The following is a 23479-nucleotide window of genomic DNA, read 5'->3' on the forward strand; positions in this document are numbered from 1 at the left end:
TTGAGAAAGTGGCTCAAAATCGTAAGTCTTGCCCAAAAAATGATCCGTTTTGGTCAGAAATGGTTAGAAAATACTGCGTTTCGACGAGTAGAAATTCTTTGGCTGTTCAAAGTTTGAACATTTTGTGTGCCCCCCCGTTTTGCTTATTGTTTTATCCGCTTGTTGGATGTATTGCATGTAACTTTTTTGAAGCTGCCCCGACTCCTGAAGTGGGTCATCGAGTTGTTTGGGGCGATGCTTGAGTTGCAGAAACAACGATGATTGGGATGACACCCCCGCACCGGCGGTACGGGGCTTGAGGGGAGGCTGTTGTGCTAGAACGTATCGTTGGTTGAATGCATGGAATGGGATGAGAAGGCATGAGAAAACCGGCTAGCTGTCAGCCCGCGGCTAGAGCACTTTTCGTGGTTACTGGCTACAAATTAAAAATAAGTCGAATTAAGTATTTGTACATTCACAGGTCTGCATGGTGTTTATTGGCGCGCCGCGAAGTGTCGCGGCGGCTAATATTTATTGTTTGTTGTATCTTAAGTTTCTCTATTGACATCGTGGGTGGTGTAGGTGCAGGGGAAGGGGGGGGGGGGAGGGATAATTATTTTTGTTCTATTTGTCGATTAGATTTTTGCGTAACAGCGTAGATAGTTAAGACACTAATTGCGAGATAGACGGGGAGGTATTCGAGCAGGAGGTAAGGGGTCGGGACGATGTAGCCTTGCGGGTTGGCGTGAGCGGTATAGGCAAGTGTGATCGTGAGGGTGAAAAGCCAAGCGGCTAGGTTGAAGTGGAAGGGGATAAGTGCGAGAAGCCAAAGCACATACCACGGATGGACAGTAGTGGAGAGAAGGAGTGCTGCGAAAATGTACCAGAGTGCGATGGCGAAAATGTTTAGGTTACGTTTGAGGGCCACAACGAGAACTGCTAGCAGAATGGCGGCGATGAGCAGGTTAGTGAGGGTGTTGCTGTTGTTTGTGATTAGCGCGAGGTAAGGATGGAGCGATGCGTTGGCGGCCCATTTGGTGGTGAAGGTTTTGGAAGTTTGGATGAGGCCGGTGATTGAGCCGGGGAGGAAGAGGAAGGGGAGAAAGAGGATGAGGAGGAATTTGGTGGTGGAGAAGAGGAGGAGGAAAATGCGTTTAGGCTGCTTACGAAGTTTAAAGAGGATGGGGAGAAAGAGTGGGAGGGCGATGGGTTTAACGGCGAGAGATAATGCGAAAAGTTTGCCTGTGAAGTAGAGGCGGGTGAGGGGGCGTTTGATGTGTGGGGATTGCAGTGACGCGAAGAGGATGAGTGCGGCAAGAAGAGGGAGAATGCCGAGAACGTCTTGGTGGCCTGAGCCTGCGATCTCTGAGATGGGGAGGGGGTGCCATGCGTAGAGTGCGGCGAGCCAGAGGGAGGAGCCGCGTTTGGCGAGATATCTGAGCATGAGGATGATGATGGCGATATCGAAGAGGACGAAGGCGAGTCTGAAGGTGTCGTCGCCGAGGGATGACCATGTTTGCGGTTTGAGTAGGGAGATAAGAGCGAAGATGTACTGGCTAACCGGGAGATAAATCGTGTTGAGGTGAGGATGGTTGATGCGGTTTTTAACTTCGGGGGGTGAGGGGGATTGTTCGGGTGTGATGTCAGCAGGGGCTGTTTGGTAGGGGTTTTGGCCGGAGGCGAGGGTTGCGCCGTCGTGGATATATCGCCAAATGTCGTCGGATAGCGTGGGTTGGGTCGCGATGGTGGTGGTGAGGCGGGCGAGGATGGCGACGGTGAGGATAAGCCAAAAGGTTGCGCGTGTCGTGAAGGGACTATGCCTAACCGTGAGATAGACGGAAAGTGAGAGGGCGAGAAAGAGTGATGCGTAGGTGATCCAGTATGGGATGAGTTGGGAGGTGGGTACGCCGGTGGGAAGTGGGTGGGGCCATGTGGCGGAGAGGTGAACAAGCGCGGCGACAAAGGCGGCGATGGCGAGGATGGTGAGAGCGATCATTGCGAAAGTGACATGCGTTGTCAGGCGAAGTTTATTCAAGATGGTGTCCCGTTTTCTCGTTCGGCTTATTGTAAAAGACATCTTGAATGGAGGGAATAGGGAGGGAACTTAAAGGGGTGGAATATGGAGGTTGCGATGAATTGAGATAATTGCAGGCGAATGGCTATTGATTGTTACAGACACCCCACGACCGGCGGTCGTGGGCTTGAAAAGGAATATGCAGGGATGGTTTTGTAATGAATTGTTAGAACTCGAATTGATTGTCGTGAGATTTTTGAAGAAGCGTGATGAGGTTATGGGTGAGGATTTGTTTCACTTCGGGCATGGTGGGCGTGTTATTGGGGAGAAGTTTGGCGAGGGAGGTAACGCCGCGATCGGTGAGGCCACAAGGGATGATGGTTTGGAAGTGGGAAAGATCGGTGGTGACGTTGAGGGCGAGGCCATGCATGGTGGTGTTTTTGCGGATACGAACGCCCATGGCGCAGACTTTTTCAGATCCCCCTCCCCCCCCAGAAATCCCGGAAGCCCCGGAAGTTGGGTCTAAGGTGTTGATCGCGTTATTTGATTGATTGCGCGTCGGGTCAAGGGTGGAACTGGAAGATGAGTTTGACGTACAAGGGGGGGATGAAGGCTGAGGGGGGATCCAGACACCGGTGTTGCCGGGTTCGCGTTGGGCGGTGAGGTGGTAGTGTGCGAGGGTGTCGATGACGGTTTGTTCGAGCAGTCGCATGTATTTAGAAAGGTTGAGGTTGAATTCGCTGAGGCGGATGATGGGGTAGACGACGAGTTGGCCGGGGCCGTGATAGGTGATGTCGCCGCCACGATCGGTTTCAGCGGTTTCGATGCCGAGGGATGCGAGATGGTCGGGGGAGGCGACAAGGTTAGCTTGTGCGGATTGCTTGGGAGTGATGGTGATGACGGGATTGTGTTCAACGAGGAAGATGGTGTTGGGAGCAGTGTTCTGTGAAACAGCGAGGTTGGTTTGACGTTGAAGGTCGAAGGCGGGCGCGTAGGACAGGCGATTGAGGTCGGTGACGGTAATGGGGAGGGAGCCGACGTGGTATTCTGAGGATGAGTTACGTTGATGATCCATGTTGGGTATGATATCGGCGGAACGGACTTAATGTGAGGAATACCAGTGAGCAACATCCATTCGAGTGCAGTGATTGATCCAAAGGTAGAGATCGCGGACGATGTATATGTCGGGCCGGGGTGTATATTTGAGGGAAATATTAAGATTGGGAAGGGGAATTATTTTACATCGAGTGTGTATCTGAAGGGGCCGCTGGTGATTGGTGAGGGGAATCGGTTTTACCCGAACAGTTATATTGGTCACGAGCCACAGGACAAGAAGTTTTCTCCGGAGACAGAGGGGGCGGGGACGTTGATCGGAGAGAATAATGTTTTCCGTGAGGGTGCGAGTGTCCATCGCGCGACGGGGGAGAAACCGACGACGGTGGGAAATGACAATTACATGATGGTGAATTCGCATTTAGGTCACGATACGGTGATCGGGAATGAAAATGTACTGGTGAATGGCTCACTAGTGGCAGGGCATGTTGAGATTGCGGACAAGGTGACGATTGGTGGGAATGGTGTGATCCATCAGGGGGTTCGGATTGGGACGATGGCGATGATCTCGGGTGGTATTGGGATGACGCAGGATATACCGCCGTACTGCATTGCGTACTACATGCGGACGATTGGATCGCTGAACATGATTGGTTTGAGGCGAGGCGGGTATCGGGATCATATTAAGCCGCTGCAGAAGGCTTTTGATTTGGTATTCAAGCAGGGATTGCCGAACAAGGTTGCGGTGGCAAAAATTCGTGAGGAGTTGGGGGATGATCCGTTGTGCGAAGAATTTGCGGCGTTTGTTGAGAAGACGAAGCGCGGTATTGCGCAACTGGATGTTGTGACGCGGACGATGAAGACGAGGTGATTACGAGGAGGTTGGGGGAAGTGGGTGATTCCGAAGGAGGCAAAGTTGATGCTACGACTGATATGGCTGATTATTCAGATTTTTTTGACGTGGGGTGTAACGCTCTATTTGGCGATGTTTATCTTGTTTTCATTGGGTTATTTTCGGGATCTCCAAGACTTTCCGGGTGTATTTCTTTGGATGATACTTTGGCCGATTCTGAGCGGAATGGGTACTTGGTGGTGGATAAGCGAATACAAGAATAAGAAAACAAAAAACAGTGTTCCGAGGAATAGTCGAATCAACAATCATCATGATTGGAATATCATGATGATATTACTGACTTGGGTGGTGACGCTTTACGTAGGTGAAATTGTGTTAAATATCCTTCCCGGTACACACCATGATGATGAATATGTCTTTTTCTTTTATTCGATAACTCTTTGGCCGATTCTGGGTGGTTTAGGAACTTGGGGGATCTTGCATTGGCATGCGAAAAGGCATTAAAAAACAAGGTCGTAGTTAACTACGACCTTGTGTTCCCTGCAGTACTCTGAAGTCATTGCATCACACATGCGACTCAATTAGAGAGCACTAGCGAGGCGATTATAACACGGGGAGCAAAAACATGTTGGTGATTTTGTTCGGTGTTAAAGTGCTTGTGCCAGCTGTGCATGTGAGTGACGCGAAAATGTGCGTTGGTGTGATGATGCGGGTGAGAGGCGCGATGAAACTATAAGTTTAGACTTTCAAGTCAGGTGTATAGTTGAGGGTATCTGCGAAGCGAGTGCGGATGGGTGTGATGACGTTTTGGATGAATTGATCGACTTGCTGAGGAGCGCGGCCGACGAATTTGGAGGGGTCGAGGACGGCGTTGAGATCGATGTCTTTGAACATGTCTTCGTTTTCGAGACGTTCGAGCAAGTCGTTTTGTGCGCCTTCGGCTTTGACACGCTGGGCGGCGGCTTGTGAGTGCTCGCGGATGACTTCGTGGACGTCTTGACGGTCAGCGCCTTTTTGGACAGCAGCCATCATGATGTTTTCGGAGGCCATGAATGGGAGTTCGGCGGCGAGGTTTGCTTCGACGGTCTTGTCGTAGACGACGATGCCGGAAGCGACGTTGATGAGGATGTCGAGGGTGCCGTCGAGGGCGAGGAAGGGTTCAGGGAGGGTGAGACGACGACATGAAGAATCGTCGAGGGTGCGTTCGAACCATTGCTCGGCGGAGGTTGTGTAGGCGGTTTGGGTCATGCCGATGACGAAGCGGGAGAGGCCGCAGATGCGCTCGGAACGCATGGGGTTGCGTTTGTAGGCCATGGCGGAGGAGCCGATCTGGTTCTTTTCAAACGGTTCCTCAAGTTCTTTACGGTTGGCGAGGAGGCGCATGTCGGTGGCGAATTTTTGAGCGGCAGCTGCGACGGTTGAGAGGGATGCGAGGACAGTTGCGTCGACGATGCGCGGGTAGGTCTGGCCGGTGACGGCGAAGCGTTTGTCAGGGTCCCAGCCCATTTTTTCGGTGACGAGGCGGTCGAGTTGATCGACTTTGTCGTGTGCTTCTTGTGTTGGGCTGTCGCCGCCGAAGAGGGCGAGGAATGAGGCTTGTGTGCCGGTGGTGCCTTTGACGCCGCGAAATTTGAGTGAGTCGATGCGGTGCTCGATTTCTTCGAGTGCGATGACGAGTTCCTGCATCCAGAGGGTGGCACGCTTGCCGACGGTTGTGGGTTGTGCGGGTTGATAGTGCGTGAAGCCGAGGGTTGGCATGTCGCGGTATTTGTCGGCGAAGATGGCGAGTTTGTCGAGCGCGATGGCGACTTTGTTGGCGATGAGTTTGAGTGCATCGCGGAGCTGGATGAGTTCGGCGTTGCAGCCTACGAACTGGGAGGTGGCGCCGAGGTGGATGATGGCTTTGGCGTTGGGTGCGATTTCGCCGAGGGTATGGACGTGGGCCATGACGTCATGGCGGAGTTTCTTTTCATATGAGGCGGCGATGTCGTAATCGATGGGCTGATCGATAGCGGCGCGGAGTTCTGTGATTTGCTGATCAGTGATGTCGAGGCCGAGCTGCTTTTCGGATTCGGCAAGAGCGAGCCAAAGCTTGCGCCATGTGGTGAATTTACGTTTTGGGGACCAGATTTCCTGCATCTGCGGTGATGCGTTACGGGTAGCGAGTGGTGAGACGTAGGTTGTGTCGTTCTGCATGTTGCTTCTCAGGGGCAGTGTTTTTGGATGTAAGTCAATGGGAGCCGATAGGCCTGACGAGATCATTTTAGTGCGTTTTTTGAGGGAATGCTGGGGGATTGGGCGATGAGAGGCGGGTAGATCATGTTGACCCAGGTCAGGTGAATCGTCATATTACAGAGATGGGCGGCATGATGCGAAAAAGTGGTTGTTAAGTCGGGTTATTTGGGCTAATTACATGGTCTGTAGGCAATAAAAGGGATCCTCCAGGGAGGCTGGCAGGAAGTTCAGTGATTGCAACGGGTTTGTGAACATTGTTTCATGAAAAACCGTAAAATAAGCAGTCGGAACAGTCTCCAGTACTGGAAGAACAACACGATATGACGCAGGTCTCAGAGCGGGAAATAATCTCGCAGATCAAGAAAGGTAATCAGGCGGCGTTGGGATCGCTGCTGAAGAGCCAACAAACACGGCTCTTCAATGTATGCCTGCGCATGGTGGGGAACCGTGATGATGCGGCGGAAGTGACTCAAGAGACATTTCTGAAGGTGATTGCGAATATATCGAAATATCGCGGGGATGCGAAGCTGACGACGTGGATGACGCGGATTGCGATCAATCAGTCGATCAGTTTTTTGCGTAAAAGGAAGTATCGTCTGGTGGTGAGCTTGGACGAACCTCGAGGGACATCGGGGGGTGGTTCGGGTTATGACGATCAGGCAACAGCTCTTCGGGCACAAATTGCGGATGATCGGGAACCGGGGCCAGAGCTGAGCGTCGAAAAGAAAGAGATGCTCGGTAAATTGCAAGAAGCGATGGGTGATCTAGAAGAGGAATTCCGAGCGATTTTGATTCTGCGTGATATCGAGCAGATGGAATATAAGCAGATCGCGGATGTTCTCCATTTACCACAGGGGACCGTGAAAAGTCGATTGTTTAGGGCAAGGCTGGCGTTGCGTGAAGCGATGCAGAAGCGTTGTTCTGATGAAAAGTCAGATCGTGGCGCGATGAGCGGCGCGGCGGGACAAGGCGAGGTGCAGCATGACTGATCGGTATGATCAGGACAAAGTGCTTGGGTACTTAGAGGGTACCTTGGATGAAGCTGAACGGGCTGCGTTTGAAGCGGAGCTTGTGAAGGATGAGCGTCTGCGCCAATTGGTGGAGGGGATGCTGGAAGATATGGCCTTGTTGGGCGAGATGCCGGTGGAGCGGCCGGGGATTGATTTGGTTGAGGAAGTGATGCAGCAGCAGGAAAGAAATATGCTGCTAGGCGAGCCGGATCAGCCGCTGAGTGTGGATGGGGATGAGAAACAGATTGCAGGGCGGATCAAGTTTGCGAGAGTGGTGGGGTACACAGCGATTGCAGCGATACTGATGTTGTGTGGCGGTGTAATGATTGCGACGCTGTTTAATTCAGGTGCCTTGAGTGAGTTGGCAAGCAAATCGCCGAGTAAGAAAGAAATCTTGGCGCTATTGAGCAGCCCTCAGAGCGATGATCTGGAATCACAGATCGCAATGGATTCGATGGCGAAAGGCACCTCAAGTGTTGCAGGCCTGGAGATTGCCGATGCGGTGAAGATGGGTGGCACGGAAACAGCAATGGTGGCTAAAGCAACGCCGCTCGCGAAACAGATCGCGGCTGAAACTCGGCGGAAAAAGGCTGAGGATAAAGTTGATGTGTTGACTGAAGAGAAGACTCGGCTCGCTGAAGAGAATGTGCGATTGAAGCAAGAAATGCTTGCGATGGCTCGGGGTCAGGCAACAGAGAAACTGAGCGGTGCGAAACGCATGAGCATGGCAGCGGGTGTTATGGAAACTGAGCGTGTGAGTACGCCAGATTTATCCGTGGCAGATGCGGGCGATAGAACGATGCGATTGGGTACTTATGGAGTAGCAGATGTTGCCGAAGCGAAAATGGTTGCTCCGACAATGGCTTTACAGCCGGCGAATCAAGTTCGTGCTGAGCCTTTGATTGTGCCCGCAGCGGAAAAGGTGCTGGCTTTGAATGTTGTGACGGACAGTCGATATGCGACTGAACAGCAACTGCTACGCTGGGCATCACGCGAGAATGTGGACGTTTACAAGACGCCTAAGAAAGTGACGGTCGATAGTGATTACTTGAATATGTCGCTGGCGGGTAACTCTGTACCTGCGTCTTCATCAGCTATGGCAACGATGAATGAACGATCTATGATGAGTGAAGAAGTGCAGCTCGGGAACCGCCAAAGCGTAGCGAGGAAGGCATCGAAAAAGAATACTGAGAGTTCCATTGCAGCGAGAATTGAAGGATTAAAATCGTTAAAGCGCGGGGCGAAGGATAAAAACGAGGTGGCTGCAGCTGCAACCCCGGCAGCAACGCAGGCTGAGGCTAACCAACAAGAATTTGTGGTGGAACTCAGCGCGGATCAGATGGGTGAGCTCGTGAAGCGTATGAAGCTTAGACAGGGGCAGACGATTGATCTTGTAACGCAGCGGATGAGTGCGGATGAAGCGGAAAAGATGAAGCAGCAGATGGTAAAAGATGTGCCGCTGAATTTCGTCTGGGTTATGAATCGCGATGCTGATAGCGAAGAGAATAAGCAGGTTTGGGGGCAGAAGATGTTTAGAAATCTCCCGTTAGTACCGAGTCGCCCGATTTTACGTGTTGGTGATACGCAGCAGATTCATTTGCCTGTGACGATTACTGAGAATGACGCGAAGCCATAAATGTGGCGATGGAATTCATTTCTATATTTTATTTAATAAAAGTTGTTGTATTTATTTCACCTAAAGGTGTGATGGTAAGATGAATCATGCCATGCTTTGCGGTGACATAGCGTTGAGTTTTTCCATTCTCTAACAGGGCTGGCCATGGATCATTTTGCAGACGTTTCCTGCCGCTGGATTGAAGAACGACAGAAGGCGCGATAGTCGTTACGAATGATTCTGAAGCAGAGTTATAACTACCGTGATGCGGGAGTTCAAGCACATCGACATCGGAGAGATCATATTGCTGTTGGATATGTTCTATGGCATCCTGGCCAATATCGCCGACTAATAATATGTTTTTGTTTGCAAATGATATTTTCAAGACAATTGAAGTATCGTTATCCTGCTTGGGTGCGTAAGTAACAGGTGGCCAAAGCACTTGAACTTGTAAGTTTGAGTTGCTGAGCTCATTGCGATGAACTGGCAGTGCTCCCCCTTTCGCTACTGATTGAATTGGGATTTGTTTTTGTCTTAGCTGATTGATCAGGTAGGACGTTGCATACTTGAGGTTGTTGCTGTTTTCATAGGCTGATTTTTCTAATAATTGCGGCGAAACGATGACGGCTTCAACTGGTATTAAATCTACTAAATCCAAGACTCCGAGGTAATGATCGATGTCTGCATGGGACACGATAATGTTTTGAATCTTGTTAATGCCTTGCATCTGCATCGAGGGAACGATTGACTTGCTGGCTAATTCATAAAAAGAACTAGATCCACAATCAAAAACAAAGTTTTGATCTCTATGGCGTATCAATATACAGGTGCCGTCACCAACTGAATACATATATAAGTGAAGGTTTTGATCCGAAGCTTGACGAGAAATACTAACCCCCAAAATCGCATTGGTATTGAAGATATACATCAGCAATATTGGGAGAATCAACGCTGGCACAATGATTCGTTTAGGAAAATTCTTCTTGATGATTAGAAGCAATGAAATAACTAATAGAAAAGCTATCCAAGACTGGACGACATGGTTTTTCATTTGTAATGTCGCAAATGGCAACGCGTCTGCCTTCATGATGACATACTGAAATACATCAACTATCAACCTAAGTATATCGGCTAAGAAAACGGAAGCAGATGGCAAAACCGTAAAGCATATAATTTTTGCTAACCCAATAACGATAACAATTGATAAAAATGGTATTGCTAATATCGAAAGAAAAATGGCAACTGGACTTACTATTTGAAAATGATAAATCACAAAAGGCAATGCCACACAGAATGCCATGAGACTAACTGAGAAGTAATCGACTAGCCTCTTTAAAAGTAATTGTTTGATGCTGGGATGACGTGATGAAGACTGATAGATTCTACGAGTTAGGGAATCTGTAAAAATAAGCAATGCGGCTACGATGGCAAAGGATAACTGAAAACCTGGGGTAAAGACATCTATTGGATTAATGATGACTGAGATGATGCCGGCAAATGCCCATGCATTGATTGCGCGGATTGGTCTTCCTGAAATTGTGCCGAAAAGAAAGCATGCAGCCATAATGGATGCGCGAAGAATCGGTACCCGTATGGGCAAAACGGTGAGGTATAAACTTAATACGAATAATACTAGAAATGCTGCATTTCTTGGATGGCTACAACAAGTTATACCAATCAACCAAGTAATACCAAGAAGTATTGCCAAGTGCGCTCCGCTAATCGAGAGAATATGTGAGAGCCCTACCCTGCGATATTGCTCGGTTAAAGTACGGTCAGTTTGAGTCCAATCCCCCAGCAGGATTGGGCGTAAGAGGCTGACCGCTAACGGTGAGTCTGGATCAAATCCTGCGGCTAATGCATTCAATGAATAATTGGCTAATGCAAAACGAAACTGCTGGAACCTATTAATGAAAGTGACAGGTTCTTTTCGTGACGCCTGCCAATGCTCTCTGGATTCAAGGGTGATGACACCGTAAACGTCCCCGTTGCGCATCAGTTCCGGAAAATCGACATCGCCGGGATTTGCTCTTGGTGCAAACGATTGAAGCCAACCTGTAAGTTGAACACTTGCATTCTGTTTAATACGGTGTTCACTTTGGTTAATTTTGACATACAGATTGCCTGAGCTTGGCTGATATCGATTGTTAATTTGAATTTGATTGACATGCAAGAAGAAAGATGTGCCGGGCTGTCTGTAAGTGAAGTTCTTGAAGGCACCTTTTGCAGGCTCCGTAATGCGTGGTTTGCTGTCTACGCGTCCGATGATTTGAACTAATTTCGGCGAGCTATTGACATACTTTGAGATGTGCGTATCTGAAACATACTGTGTTCTAACGGTAAAGTAGATTGAGGACAGGATGATAAGAACGAAAAGCAAAAACAAGCTGGTAACGCGATACATGCGATTTAGGTAATGATAGTATGCGGCAACAAACAGCACTAAAGGGATAAAAAACCAATAGATTGAAATGGTGATTAGGTTGGCGAGAAGAATGCCGATCATTAGGCTTATAAAAACGAGAACGACGGGCGTAAAAAACAGAGGCTGTGCATGTTGTAAATGATCTGTAATGTCATCTGCAGAATGAATCATAGCGGATTCATTTTAAGTCATATTGGTCGATATCGAAATCTCTAAAATGTAAATGTTTTTATTGTGTTTGCTCTTGAAGCAAAGTGGAGATGCCGTCGGGCATGATTGATTTCGTGGGTACAATGGTTTTCGCATTCGGATCTAACGATTGCTTATAGTAAAGGAGCATATTGCTCCAGAGTTTACGGGCGTCGCTGATTTCGTAGCCGTTAACACCCCAACGTTTCATACCGAGTGCGCCCAACGTGATATCTTCATGTGTGAAGATGATCGCAGGACGATCATTGATGTAGATTGCTTCGAGGCGAGATTGATTTTTTATACCAATGAACTCTGTTGTGTAATTTCGATACTTGGGACGTACCAACGAATATCCGCCAATGGCTTTGCCATCGAGAATGGGACTTGTATCGGGAATGCGGACAGATGGTTTTTGGAGTGACTGTGTTAATTGCTCTTGAATACTGATTGAAAAATCGCCTAAACCGCCAATGGTTTCGACAAGAATTGTGCCGCCTTGCTCTGTGAATGAAGAGATTGCGTTGAGCTGATCACCAGAAAGTGAAATAGCTTCATTGCCTGAAAGATGTACGAATGCGTTTGGATATGAAGCGATTTTATCGAGCGGCACATTTGCTCTTTGCAGGTTGATGCCTGCATTATTATGAAGAAGACTGGCGATGGCATGAAGCCATAATGGTTCTTGTCCCCAGCTGCCTGAGTAACGTGCACGAATAACGGTGATCTCGCTTGTAGAAGCTGTATTCTTCTTTGAGATCATGGGCATGGTTAAACGGTGAGATAAACGGCCACGATCAGAAACCATTGCATACAGATTAAACATTGCGAGATCTGGTTGGTAATTAAAAGCTGACTTGCCGGTCTGCAAAACATAGCCCCAATCGCGGGGCAGCGTAATCGCGAGATCACGAACGCCGTTCGTCAGAATTCGAATTGGTTTTGAGCTTGGGATTTTAATTTCATGGATCAGATTGAGCATTGGATGCGTCGAGGGCATGTCGATCCATTTGGCTCGCGGGAAGAGTTTGCTGAGTGTAAGCCGCATCGACTCAGAAAATTCTCTACTGTTATTCTCTGGGTTAATGATGAGCAGGCCACCCATTTGTATGTAGGTACGTAGGTTTTCGAGTTCCAATTTTTGTGCGCTGAATTCTTCTCGAGCGCTGATCCAGGCGATGGGCGCGTTAAGCCAATAGAACGGATCAGAGGCGATGTTAATTACTTGCCAATTTTGCTCTTGCTCACGACGTGCGCTAAGACGCCTAGTGAGAAGGTTGATATCGTTGGGCCTGTTGTTCCATTTGATATCGTTGAGCTGAATTTTGTTGATCCAAACAGGAACTCTGCCGCGAGATAGATAGAGAAGCGCGAAGGATGTGTTGACGTTCGAACCCCCTGCCCAGCCTTGTGAGTTGGAAAAACTGCCATCTCTTGACATTTTTTTGAGAATGTATTCTGAGCCAGCCTCAAACCAATCTCGGCCGCCGAACATTTTGGCCCCTGAGGCGAGTGCAACGCGCTCGACGCCGTACATGTCATACATTTTGCTGACACCAACAACACCGTTGTGTTTTCTGGCCATTACATCAAGGTAGACGAGGCCTCTGCTGATTGCGTCTTGAAGTTTTTCGTTGGCGGTGTCACGGCCTCTGTAGAGCATCTCTTGGGCAATCAGAAGTGAAGTCACGCCTGCTGCAGCCATCGCGACATCTGATTGACGCTTGGGTGTATATCCCCAACCACCGTCATCATTCTGGCTGCTTTGAAAATGATCGATCACGCTTGGCCAAACATTTGAGCCAACTGAAATACTACGTTTTGCGCATTCCCATAGCCCTAGGATGCCATATTGCGTATTGGAATGATCAAAGGAATTACTGGGCTGAGCGTAAGTATATCGCCCACCATCTTGATTTTGCGCGAGCCACCGGGCATCGACAGAGAGTTTACCGGCAAATTGTGATGACATTGCGGCAAGGCAATGAGCTCGGAGGGAAACGGCGTAAGTGCCATTCATCTCACAGTTGATGAGATACTTGATCGTTTTTTCAAGACGGGGGTCTTGGGGGCTAATACCGCTGGTGATAAGCGCATATGTGACGATCGCAGTTTCACCACCAACATACTTGGGTGAGCTATATCTGCCTTCCCAGTTACCGTCAGCGTTTTGCGTGCTGAACAAGTAATTTTGAATTCGTTCAATTGCAGCTTGCACATGTTCGTCAGTCACACGTGCTTGTAACCTTGATGGGGTAAGCAGGAGAAGCAAGGCAATGAAATAACAAAGCAAATGCGGCCACTGCTTTTGAAGAGTTTGAAAACAACGCATAGATTCACCCAGAATAGATTGAATACCCTTCACATCATACTTTGCATCGCATTGAAGCAAAGCATCTGCCTATAACATATGGCTATGCTTATCGTACAGATTCTGTTTGTGATAAGGAAGGATTGCAGAAAAAAACCGTCATGAAAATGACGGTTTGAATGACTTGTTATATAGGGTTATGCGATTCAGCTAGCGTCACGTTGCCGTGAATCGGATGAATCCAGAGGATCGATATCATTGATATCAAACTCTACTGCAGTATCGTCCATGGCGGGTTCTGATTTAGCCGCTTCAGGGTTGCCACGTCTCATGATCTGAGCGGTGGCAATATCGATGCGGTCAACTAACTGCTGCATGGTGGAAGGTCGATCTTTAGGATGCTGTTCAACACAGTCCATGATGAGGCTGGAAAGAGCTGGCGGGATATCAGGGTTTAGTTCTGATGGTGGTACGCATTGCTCATCGGTGCGGATATCGACACCGGCTTTGCCCTTGGGGATCATGGTGGGTACGTGGCGTTTGGTAAGCATCCAGTACATGGTTGCACCAAGATTGAACACGTCTGTTTGCGGCGTGATGTTTCGACGCATGACTTGTTCGGGTGCAATATAGTCAGGCGTGCCTTGAATACGTTCTTTGACAGCACCGTTGGGACAGCTTTGTCCGAAGTCGATGACTTTAACCTGGCCACTGGTAGTGACCATCACGTTGTTAGGCTTCATGTCCGCATGGACGATATTTTGCTGATGCATAACACCGAGTCCAGTTGCAACATGCTTGCAGATATGGACGAGCTCAATAATGCCTGAGGACTGATATTGCTCGAGGGTGAGACCATCAACCATTTCCATCAGGACATAAACTTCGCTGGTGCGAAGAAATGATCGCTGTCTATATAGCTTAAGGCTTTTACGAAGGATGGGGTGGTCAAACCGTGCTGCGACTTCGTGCTCAGAGACCGCTTGGTCAATGAAACGTTGGTCGCTAGGACCAGATCTGACTACGCGCTTGAGGGCATAGACTTGGCGGCTTTTCTTGTCACGTACAGCATATATGGTGCTGCGAGCACCATGGCCTAGTGTGGCAATGACTTCAAAGCCGAGAATTTCATGAAACTCAGCCATAATCTGGCTTGCTTGTTTAACCGCAAGGCGTATCGGCTAAACGCGCTCCATTTCCTATCTAACAAAACAACAAACTCGATATCAAACGGATGCACAACAATAGCGATGTTTCATCCGTAACACAACACGACTCCACTGCAGAATCGACCTACACACGCTGTTACTTGATGGTTATTGTTCAATAAGGCACGAAATTCGCGCTTTCAATCACACAACTCATTATAAACGTGCGGATCAGTCGTATTTGAGATTTGTACTGGAGAGGCAATGAAAATGCCCCATATCCTCCCAAACAGGCCATAACCGACAAAAATGCCGGTCATGATTACTTGAGCCATTGTAATCGAAATCCGAGTGATTTCCGCGTAAATTCACAAAGCTGTGGAAAATAATCTTCTCAAAACAAAAACCCCGCCAGTTGCGGGGCTTGTTGTGGATTACTTTATAGGATTCATCATGGAATCAGCTTAAACAACTGCTGGCGAAAATGTACTTCTCTGAATAATGATGTGTTCGAGAATTGGCCGGAGCCTACTTGAACGAACACGCGATCCTGAGGAATACGGTATTGCTTTTGCAATTGACGAACGAGCCAGATGAGCTCGCTCATTTGTTTGTCTGTAAGCGGCTTACGATCAAGATCACCAACGACTGCAATGCCGATGCCGAAATCGTTGAATTCACGATTGTTCACCTTGACTGCTTCGGTCATGGTGTCATCGATATCGAAGTAAGCACCGCTTTCCTGGCGTTGCCAACGGTAGCCAATTTCAATAAGGCCATCTTGCTTTTCGGAGCCGTTATTGACGACGAAATGATACGCAAGGCCACCTTTTCCTAGTTCAGCATCAATTGCGTTCAATGAATCTGCTGAACCGTCGCTGGCACGCGTGTCATGGATAACTATGCGATCCCACTGACGTTCAGCCTCTTTGGAAAAGAGACGTTCTTCAGGCTGCACATCAACTTCGGTGGACATAAGTGTTACGTCACCGAGTGGTGCAAGCGGTCGTGGCTCAAGTACCAATAACAAGCCGCTGATAATTGTCATGCCAATAACCAGCGAAGCCAAAACGGTCAAAGTTCTTTTATCAGGTACGATCAACCCGATTCACCCCAGCTAGTGAGTGTTTAAAATTAGTTGTATCACAACATCTGCAATCGACCAATTAATTTATCGGCCAGATCACAGGGCGACTTTGATAAAACTCATCTAGGGCTGATAAAAAACTATCAATCAGGACTGACCAACGTCTTTTCTAAGCAAAACAAGAAAAATGCAACCCGTACTATCGGAATAACCACTGCAAAAGTAAGTCGGTTGCTCGCTGATTCGTCCCTGAACTAGCAAAAATCATCCTCGATTGAGCAAATTCTCAATAATCACCTAAAGAGCTCAGAAATCATTCAACCTCACCAAGCGGAGCCAAGCGTTGCCTGAGATTTCTCTCAAATTTACCTGGCTGAGTCGGATCTTGTTGCTGGTAACCGCCACGGTCCTTGCCACGCAATTCCGAATAACGTTGATAAGGCGAACGAGTGCCTGTTTTTGGGAATAGAGGATCACGGCAACCACTCAGAAACAGAGCCGTCACCGCTAACATCAAGATTCCGAATCCCAAAGCACTCCTGAACATGGCACAATTCTACTGCTAAATTCCACACCCCACAAGCATTTCAACATATCCACAGATTGCTGCTAATACATGATTTACAAAAAATTAAGTAAAGCTACTAGCCAGAATTTATGACCTCCCCAAGATGACCTTCTATTCCCACTAGCAAAACGGATAAACAAACAGTTTCCCACGTCCGAGAACTCGAAATTCGACAAGAAAAGCACAACACCAGTCAAGCAATTGCTGAATATGAGGTCTTTTCACTCGTAACGCTAAAGAAACCAATAAAGAAAGACGAAATCCACATAAACAGGGTTTACCCTGTATGCCAAAAGGGTTAGTATTTATCTTGTACGAAATTCATACTCTTTCGTCTCAAGAACCGTTTGGCAAGTGTTCTCAGTGGGTTACAGCAATTGCCGGGGCAGATTTGGTTGAAGTTTCAAGCCCCCGTTTTGAGGCTCTTGATGAAGATAAGCTCATTCCCAAAACGCGCGATTACAGTGCCTGTACTACGGTCACAAGCTGACTCGTACACAGCTTGTGGATTGTCTGGTTTTGCGACTGGCATAAGCGATGCAATAAGCCAAATGCGCCGAAACCGAATGCTTAACTTGGATACATGGCAATATCTTCCAACTAAAACCACAACAATTGCAAAAAATACTACTTGGCGTCACGACTATCGTGACACTGTTGATATAGCTAAAACTTGTCACCTCCTCATGTCGCCATTCAATCAATTGGCAACACCGGAGGTTACTCAACCGTTAGACAATTCAAGCTCAATCCAGGGCATGGGTAAATGTCTCGCCTAACAATCAATTAGTTCTTTTCCAGATCAGGATTTAATCATGTTCACCAACAACTTCACAAAATCAACAGCTGCTGCAGTGTTCTCTGCTGGCATGCTCATTGCACCCAACGTGTTTGCTTCTGAAGACCTATCTTTGGTTGATGATGCACTCATGGAATCTATAGTAGAAGTTACAGATAGAGACTTAAATTTAAGTCGAATTTCGATTTTCGGTGGTGTTGATGTTGTTACAGCATACTACAGCCGTGGCTTAAAAGAAGAAGACCGTGGCGTCATCATCCAACCCTGGGGCGGTATCAGCTTCAACCTCTTCGACAAGCCCGAAACAGACGATCTTATCAAAAGTCTTGATGTTTATGGCGCTTGGTGGGGCAGCATCCACAGTAATGAAACAGGCTCAACCCAAACACCTGATTCATTTTACGAATCTGATTACAGCATCGGACTGACAGCAGGTCTGCAAGCAGGCTTCACACTCAATGCGGAATATGCAATCAATACATCACCAAGCGGCTCATGGGACGATAGCCACGATGTGAATTTGAAAGTTTCTTACGATGACGCTGAGTTCTGGGAAGCTGCGGGCGTGGAATTCCCAGGGTTCGCAGGGTTCCAGCCTTACTTCAAAACTTGCATCCGCGTCAAAGCAACCAGCAACGAAACCGGCTACTTCTGGATCGGCGTCAATCCAACATTTGATTTGCTCCAGAGTGAATCTCTGCCAATCACATTCAGCACACCGATGACGATCGGCTTTGGTGATGGTGGCTACTACGACAGCACCGATGGCGGTAGTGATTTTGGGTACGCTGACGCAGGAATCACAGCTTCAATGCCTTTGGAGTTCATCCCTAAGGAATACGGCGACTGGGCAGGCTATGTTGGCTTCAAAGTCATCTACATCGGCGAAGACGCACGTGTAGACCGTACGTGGGAGCCGGTTGCCAGCTTCGGCCTGTCATTCTCCTACTAAAATCTACAATCTCTCTCAATATAAACATGAGTCGTTCAACAGCCCCCATGTCGTTTCGGGGGCTGTTGTTTTATTCTGGCAACCAGATACCCTCGCTATGTAGAGCCAAACCACTGAAAAGGGTATCATGCTCGGATATTTCTTGGCTTCGCAGCCGGATATGCAGTCACACACCACTCCCCAAAACAGGACGATTCATCATGCCCACCATGTGGTCAAATACGCTGATCCCCACCTCTCGTCAGGATCCTTCTGATGCAGAAGTACCATCACATAAACTCATGATCCGTGCAGGCATCCTCCGCCGCCTCGGTTCAGGGTCCTATGACTATCTCCCGCTTGGTGTTCGCTCACTTCATAAAGCGATGAATATCGTCCGGCATGAAATGGATGCGATTGGTGCAGCTGAAGTCTTCCTGCCATCCTTACAACCCATTGAACTTTGGGAAAAAACTGGACGCCGCGAAGCGTATGGCGACAATCTTTTCGTCGTAAAAGATCGTCATGGCCGGGAACAAGCATTGGGTCCGACACACGAGGAAGTGATTACCGAACTCGCTTCAGCATACCTCACGTCTTACAAAGATTTACCCAAGACGCTGTACCAGATCCAGACCAAATTCCGCGATGAATTCCGTCCACGCTTTGGCATACTACGTTCACGCGAATTCCAGATGAAGGACTCGTATTCTTTCCATATCACGATGGATGGCGAAGGCGGTTTAAATGAAGCTTACGACAAACACTATCAAGCATACTGCCGTATCTTCGAATCATGCGGCCTGCCCTACATGCCTGTCGAAGCTGAAGCCGGTCCAATCGGCGGCAACGCATCACATGAATTCATGGCACCTTCACCAACCGGCGAAGACATTATCCTAAAGTCAGACAAGGGCAACTATGCCGCGAACGTAGAGAAAGCTGAAATCGGAACACGAGAAGCTAACTTTACTGCTGAACCAACAGCAACTCTCGAAACCATCAACACGCCTAATTGCCCCGGCATTGCAGAGGTTGTCAGCCTTCTTGGCATCACCGATGCGGACATGCTCAAGACACTCGTATTTGAAGCTTCAGTCAAATCAGAAGAGGATCTTGAAGCTGAGCAACAATACGAGGCGCAGTACACACCTGCCCCACGTGAGTTTGTCCCCGATCGTTTCTTTGTAATCGCTGTCGTTCGCGGCGACCATGAAGTGAACGAAGCAAAACTACTTCAAGCGGTCAAGCAGCAGATCAATCCAAAGATTGAAGCTGTCGCGCTCATCGAAGAACACGAGGCGCAGCGACAAGAGTTCGCGATTGGTTATGTTGGCCCACAACGCGCCGTCAATGCGCCACTCACGCGTCTAATCGTTGATTACGATGCGGCACAACCCAACACCAACCCATCCGGCTGGGTAACAGGTGCAAACCAAAAAGATCATCACGTCAAACATTTTGATTGGCAACGCGATGTAGTTTCACAGCTCAACAAAGAACGCGCACCGATTGCTGCGGACATCCGCAATGCTCGTACTGGCGACCCATCTCCAAAAAACGATGGCGGTGTTCTTGAAGAAACACGTGGTATCGAATTGGGCCATATCTTCAAGCTCGGCACCAAGTATTCGCAAGCACTCGGCGCAACCGTACTTGATGATAAGAACAAGCATATCCCCATGCTGATGGGCTGCTATGGCGTTGGTGTCAACCGAATCCTCGCTGCCGCAATCGAATGTAATCAAGGCCACGACGAAAACGGCATCATTTGGCCTGCAGCTATAGCTCCGTACAAAATCGTCATTACGCCGATCAAATATGCGGGTGAAGCTGCAGAAGCAGCCAACAAACTCGCCAATGATCTCGAGGCGCAAGGGATTGATGTACTGATCGACGACCGCAAGGAGCGCCCCGGCGTCAAGTTCAAAGACGCAGACCTCATCGGCATCCCCGTTCGCATCGTTGTCGGTGACAAAGGTCTTGCCAATGGCGAGATCGAAATCAAGTTACGCAACGGCACAAACGGCCCCAAAGGTGAGAATATCAAGCTTGATACCGCAATCGAAACGATTGCTAAGAAACTCAAATCACTCTAATTTAAATCACATACAAACACAGCAAACCCCGCTTTATGTGGGGTTTTTTATATCCCACGCAAACGATCATCTTGAGCAATATCTGCCGTTTCTTCATGAATGATCTTGCAAGCAAACATCGTCACTAGAGAACTGGCCAATACAAAAACGAAAACAATCACGAGAAAGCAGCAACCGCCCGTCGTAGACGTAAGTAAAAATGGAGCAACAACCATTAATGCCGCTGAAACATAAGCCAAACCTCGCACCCAGCCAGACAAATACTCACACAATAATTGATTTAAGATTACCCTCATTAAACGTCCAAGCATGACAAGTAACAACACACTTCCCAAACCCGCCATCAACAAATAAACATTAATCTGATTCAACTTAACCTGCTGGAAAATAGCCGCAACAAGCACCACAAACACACTACCTGTCACAGCTAGCATAACAAGCCTAATCCCCCAACTCGTCAACATGCCTGCGCCTTTAACCCGTTCACTGGGTGTGGCCAATCTCCATATCCCCAAACCCATAAGAGCAACACCGCAAGCTGCTATTCCATGGATAGGCAGCCAAACAGCAATACTATCCGCACCAATAAATACTCCGAATATAATGCAGAGCGCGATCCATGCGCCAAAAACGATCATCCCCCAATACATTAAGCCTGAACCGCGGTAAACGGCTTTCGTCCATACAGCATCCGTAATCGCACGACCGTAACATCGACTGCAAGAAACATCCAATCCACATTCAGGACATTTCGCCTTCACTTCCATACCGCGTAAGTCATACCCACATCCGATGCAATACAGGCCAACATCCCTCGCATACAACTTTGATCCAGCCATCCAAAACCTCTCCTACGGCCTTATGACTTCTCCAACACTCTCGATCACAATCCCGCAAAATTTCACGGTACGCCACCACAGCCACAGAAGAATCAAACAAACAAAACCCATTAAAACCGGGGCATAAAGCCAGTTGTAATGGCCATACTGTGTGTATATCACATTACCGATGTTCGCCAACAAACCAATCCCAAGTATGCCACCCGCAGCCCCAATCCATTCCCAAGTCACTCGCTTGCAGCCATTGATTAGTTTGTCGTCTGGTATCCGCTCTCCCAATACCCGAACGTTTCGCCATGCTAAAAGTACACCTAAGAGATAAACCGCATGCACACCTAAAAACAGGACATCAAAATACGGCACTTCCGTAAACATCCCCCTCTCCATGGCAAATACCGCCCAACCAATGCTCACCATCACGCCAATAAACCCCATCGCACCGATACTTAAAAGACCCTGAGCCGCCAGCCTGAGATTCCGATCTTTCGTCGGCTCTTCTCGGCCAGATTGCTTCTGTAATAAATGAAAAAAGCCAACTGTTCCAACAACGACGCCAATGTATAACATCGGAAAAGCGAGGATCACACCAAGCCGCAACAACTTCAAACCGCGCACGATCATCATCAACCATGCTGGCGAAGCATCACGAAGCAGATCTTTCCGCAAGCTTACCTTCACACCCATCCCACACTCCGGGCAATCTCCTTCCACCGCAAGTGTGCGTAAGTTATATCCACAATTCAAACACTCAAAATCTTCACCAATATGCCCATCCACGACATGATTCTTCACATGCTCAACAATTTGTTCCTTCTGTACTGCCATGACACTCATCTTCCATTCCTTTCCGCAATTTGTCACCCCTCTCTATCAATATTGGCGGAGCCAACGCCCAATTCTTTCAGTCTAGATGCTTAAACCGGCGATACCGCTTAAAATACTCAGCATCATCACTGCCACATGTGTTGTAATCATCATGACAGATCCAAACGCACAAGCCGATTCCTCTCCCAATCACAATGATGACACGCTCAAGCGTGCCGCCACATCCATCGTCCAGACACTCCAAGACGCCGGCCACACCGCGTACTTCGCCGGCGGATGCGTCCGTGATACCCTCCTCGGTTTTACGCCCAAAGATTACGATATCGCCACCGATGCGAAACCCGAAATCGTTCGCAAACTCTTCTCCCGCTCACGCTATGTCGGCGAATCCTTCGGCGTCGTCCTTGTCTACATCAACCATCAGCCGCTCGAAGTCGCAACCTTCCGCAAGGAGTGGGGCTACACCGATGGCCGCCGCCCAGATGAAGTTGCCTTTACCGATGCCGAGCATGACGCCCAACGTCGCGACTTCACCATCAACGGCCTCTTCTCCAATCCACTTGACCTTGATCAAAATAATCAACCCACCATCATCGACTTCATCGGCGGCATCAAAGATCTCGACAACCAGCTCATCCGCGCCATAGGCAACCCCGACGAACGATTTGCTGAAGATTACCTTCGCATGCTTCGCGCGGTTCGCTTCGCAGCTCGTTTCGATTTTCCACTTGAAATCAACACCGCAAATGCCATTATCACTAACGCTCCAAACCTCAAGGAGATCTCACGCGAACGCATTGGCCAAGAGTTGCGACTCATGCTCACCGGCCAGCGTCCAGCCCTCGCCGCCAAACTGATCCAAGACCTCAAACTCGACAACCCCATCCTTGGCGAACCCCATAAACCCGCCAAGCTCATCACACTCAGCAGCCTCAAAGCCAACCCGCCCTACCCTGTTGCACTCGCAGCTTGGCTGCTTGATCGCCTCGCACCAACACGCTCAACCGACGCCCCAATCTCACTCCAAACCGCAACAATGCTGATCAACAACGAAACGATCCGGCCCATACTCAAACGTATCCGTAAATCACTCTGCCTATCAAATGAAGACCGTGACGTACTCCAAGCAATTCTTCTTGATCTATCTAAGGTCTGGGATTGGGCATCACTCACCCCAGCCCACCGCAAACGATTGCTAGCCACGCCACACTGGAATCTCACACACCAACTCGCCTACGCGATCCAGCCAGATGCATTTATGCAGAACCTCGACAAAGCAGCCGAACAATTGCGTAACGACCCCATCGGACTCACTCCTGACCCACTCATTACCGGCGACGACCTCATTGCAGAAGATTTTACCCCCAGCCCCAGCTTTCGTATCGTGCTGGATAAAGTCTACGACGCACAGCTAGAAGGGCTCATCACAACCCGTGAACAGGCGATCCAACTGGCACACTGTCTTTACTTCTAACTCCGCCACACACACCAACTTATCC

17 protein-coding genes are annotated in these 23479 nt (G+C 48.6%); 7 read left to right on the forward strand and 10 right to left on the reverse strand.

Annotated features, from left to right (window positions below; genetic code table 11):
• Positions 1-592: 592 nt before the first annotated feature.
• Both KS4_RS13135 and lipB read right to left on the reverse strand, forming a co-directional pair.
• Positions 593-2014 (reverse strand): hypothetical protein, encoded by a 1422-nt coding sequence (locus tag KS4_RS13135; RefSeq protein WP_145078924.1) that lies wholly within the window; start codon positions 2012-2014, stop codon positions 593-595.
• A 205-nt stretch (positions 2015-2219) separates the two neighbouring features.
• Positions 2220-3068, reverse strand: coding sequence for a lipoyl(octanoyl) transferase LipB (gene lipB / locus KS4_RS13140; RefSeq protein WP_145078927.1), 849 nt, complete (start codon positions 3066-3068; stop codon positions 2220-2222).
• A gap of 45 nt (positions 3069-3113) precedes the next feature.
• Between lipB and lpxA the strand changes: the two genes are divergently transcribed.
• Positions 3114-3917 (forward strand): acyl-ACP--UDP-N-acetylglucosamine O-acyltransferase, encoded by an 804-nt coding sequence (lpxA, locus tag KS4_RS13145; RefSeq protein WP_200761243.1) that lies wholly within the window; start codon positions 3114-3116, stop codon positions 3915-3917.
• 48 nt (positions 3918-3965) lie between these two features.
• A complete protein-coding gene (locus tag KS4_RS13150) occupies positions 3966-4403 on the forward strand; it encodes a hypothetical protein (protein ID WP_145078933.1) in 438 nt (145 codons plus the stop codon).
• Positions 4404-4637: 234 nt separating this feature from the next.
• Here KS4_RS13150 and purB read toward each other — a convergent pair whose 3' ends face one another.
• Positions 4638-6095, reverse strand: coding sequence for an adenylosuccinate lyase (gene purB / locus KS4_RS13155; protein WP_145078936.1), 1458 nt, complete (start codon positions 6093-6095; stop codon positions 4638-4640).
• 359 nt (positions 6096-6454) lie between these two features.
• Between purB and KS4_RS13160 the strand changes: the two genes are divergently transcribed.
• Both KS4_RS13160 and KS4_RS13165 read left to right on the forward strand, forming a co-directional pair.
• Positions 6455-7123, forward strand: coding sequence for an RNA polymerase sigma factor (locus KS4_RS13160; protein ID WP_145078939.1), 669 nt, complete (start codon positions 6455-6457; stop codon positions 7121-7123).
• The gene (locus KS4_RS13165) at positions 7116-8780 is read left to right on the forward strand and encodes a hypothetical protein (RefSeq protein WP_145078942.1); all 1665 of its coding nucleotides are present in this window, start codon (positions 7116-7118) and stop codon (positions 8778-8780) included. Before KS4_RS13160 ends, KS4_RS13165 begins: the two co-directional genes overlap by 8 nt.
• Before the next feature lie 28 nt (positions 8781-8808).
• Here KS4_RS13165 and KS4_RS13170 read toward each other — a convergent pair whose 3' ends face one another.
• The 5 genes from KS4_RS13170 to KS4_RS17930 form a co-directional block, all read right to left on the reverse strand.
• Positions 8809-11355, reverse strand: a complete 2547-nt coding sequence (locus KS4_RS13170; protein ID WP_145078945.1) for a ComEC/Rec2 family competence protein — start codon at positions 11353-11355, stop codon at positions 8809-8811.
• Between the two features lie 58 nt (positions 11356-11413).
• On the reverse strand, positions 11414-13606 hold the full coding sequence (locus KS4_RS13175; RefSeq protein ID WP_200761244.1) for a DUF4159 domain-containing protein: 2193 nt from the start codon (positions 13604-13606) through the stop codon (positions 11414-11416).
• A 284-nt stretch (positions 13607-13890) separates the two neighbouring features.
• The gene (locus KS4_RS13180) at positions 13891-14829 is read right to left on the reverse strand and encodes a serine/threonine protein kinase (protein WP_145078951.1); all 939 of its coding nucleotides are present in this window, start codon (positions 14827-14829) and stop codon (positions 13891-13893) included.
• 454 nt (positions 14830-15283) lie between these two features.
• Positions 15284-15934: a peptidoglycan recognition protein family protein gene (locus KS4_RS13185; RefSeq protein WP_145078954.1), complete on the reverse strand. Its 651-nt coding sequence runs from the start codon at positions 15932-15934 to the stop codon at positions 15284-15286.
• A 298-nt stretch (positions 15935-16232) separates the two neighbouring features.
• Positions 16233-16466 (reverse strand): hypothetical protein, encoded by a 234-nt coding sequence (locus KS4_RS17930; protein ID WP_234698807.1) that lies wholly within the window; start codon positions 16464-16466, stop codon positions 16233-16235.
• A gap of 836 nt (positions 16467-17302) precedes the next feature.
• On the opposite strand from KS4_RS17930, the gene KS4_RS13190 reads away from it, so the two are divergent.
• Positions 17303-18238 (forward strand): hypothetical protein, encoded by a 936-nt coding sequence (locus KS4_RS13190; protein ID WP_145078957.1) that lies wholly within the window; start codon positions 17303-17305, stop codon positions 18236-18238.
• Positions 18239-18438: 200 nt separating this feature from the next.
• Complete coding sequence (locus KS4_RS13195) at positions 18439-20316, forward strand: proline--tRNA ligase (protein WP_200761245.1); 1878 nt, start codon at positions 18439-18441, stop codon at positions 20314-20316.
• A 47-nt stretch (positions 20317-20363) separates the two neighbouring features.
• On the opposite strand, the gene KS4_RS13200 is transcribed toward KS4_RS13195, so the two are convergent.
• Entirely contained in the window at positions 20364-21155 is a 792-nt protein-coding gene (locus KS4_RS13200; RefSeq protein WP_145078961.1) for a hypothetical protein, read from the reverse strand.
• A gap of 12 nt (positions 21156-21167) precedes the next feature.
• Positions 21168-21980, reverse strand: coding sequence for a hypothetical protein (locus KS4_RS13205; RefSeq protein ID WP_145078964.1), 813 nt, complete (start codon positions 21978-21980; stop codon positions 21168-21170).
• Between the two features lie 151 nt (positions 21981-22131).
• Here KS4_RS13205 and KS4_RS13210 point away from each other — a divergent pair, with 151 nt between their 5' ends.
• Complete coding sequence (locus tag KS4_RS13210; RefSeq protein ID WP_200761246.1) at positions 22132-23454, forward strand: CCA tRNA nucleotidyltransferase; 1323 nt, start codon at positions 22132-22134, stop codon at positions 23452-23454.
• The last annotated feature ends 25 nt before the right edge of the window (positions 23455-23479 follow it).

The sequence above is a fragment of the Poriferisphaera corsica genome, from assembly GCF_007747445.1.
Taxonomy (GTDB): Bacteria; Planctomycetota; Phycisphaerae; order Phycisphaerales; family Phycisphaeraceae; genus Poriferisphaera; species Poriferisphaera corsica.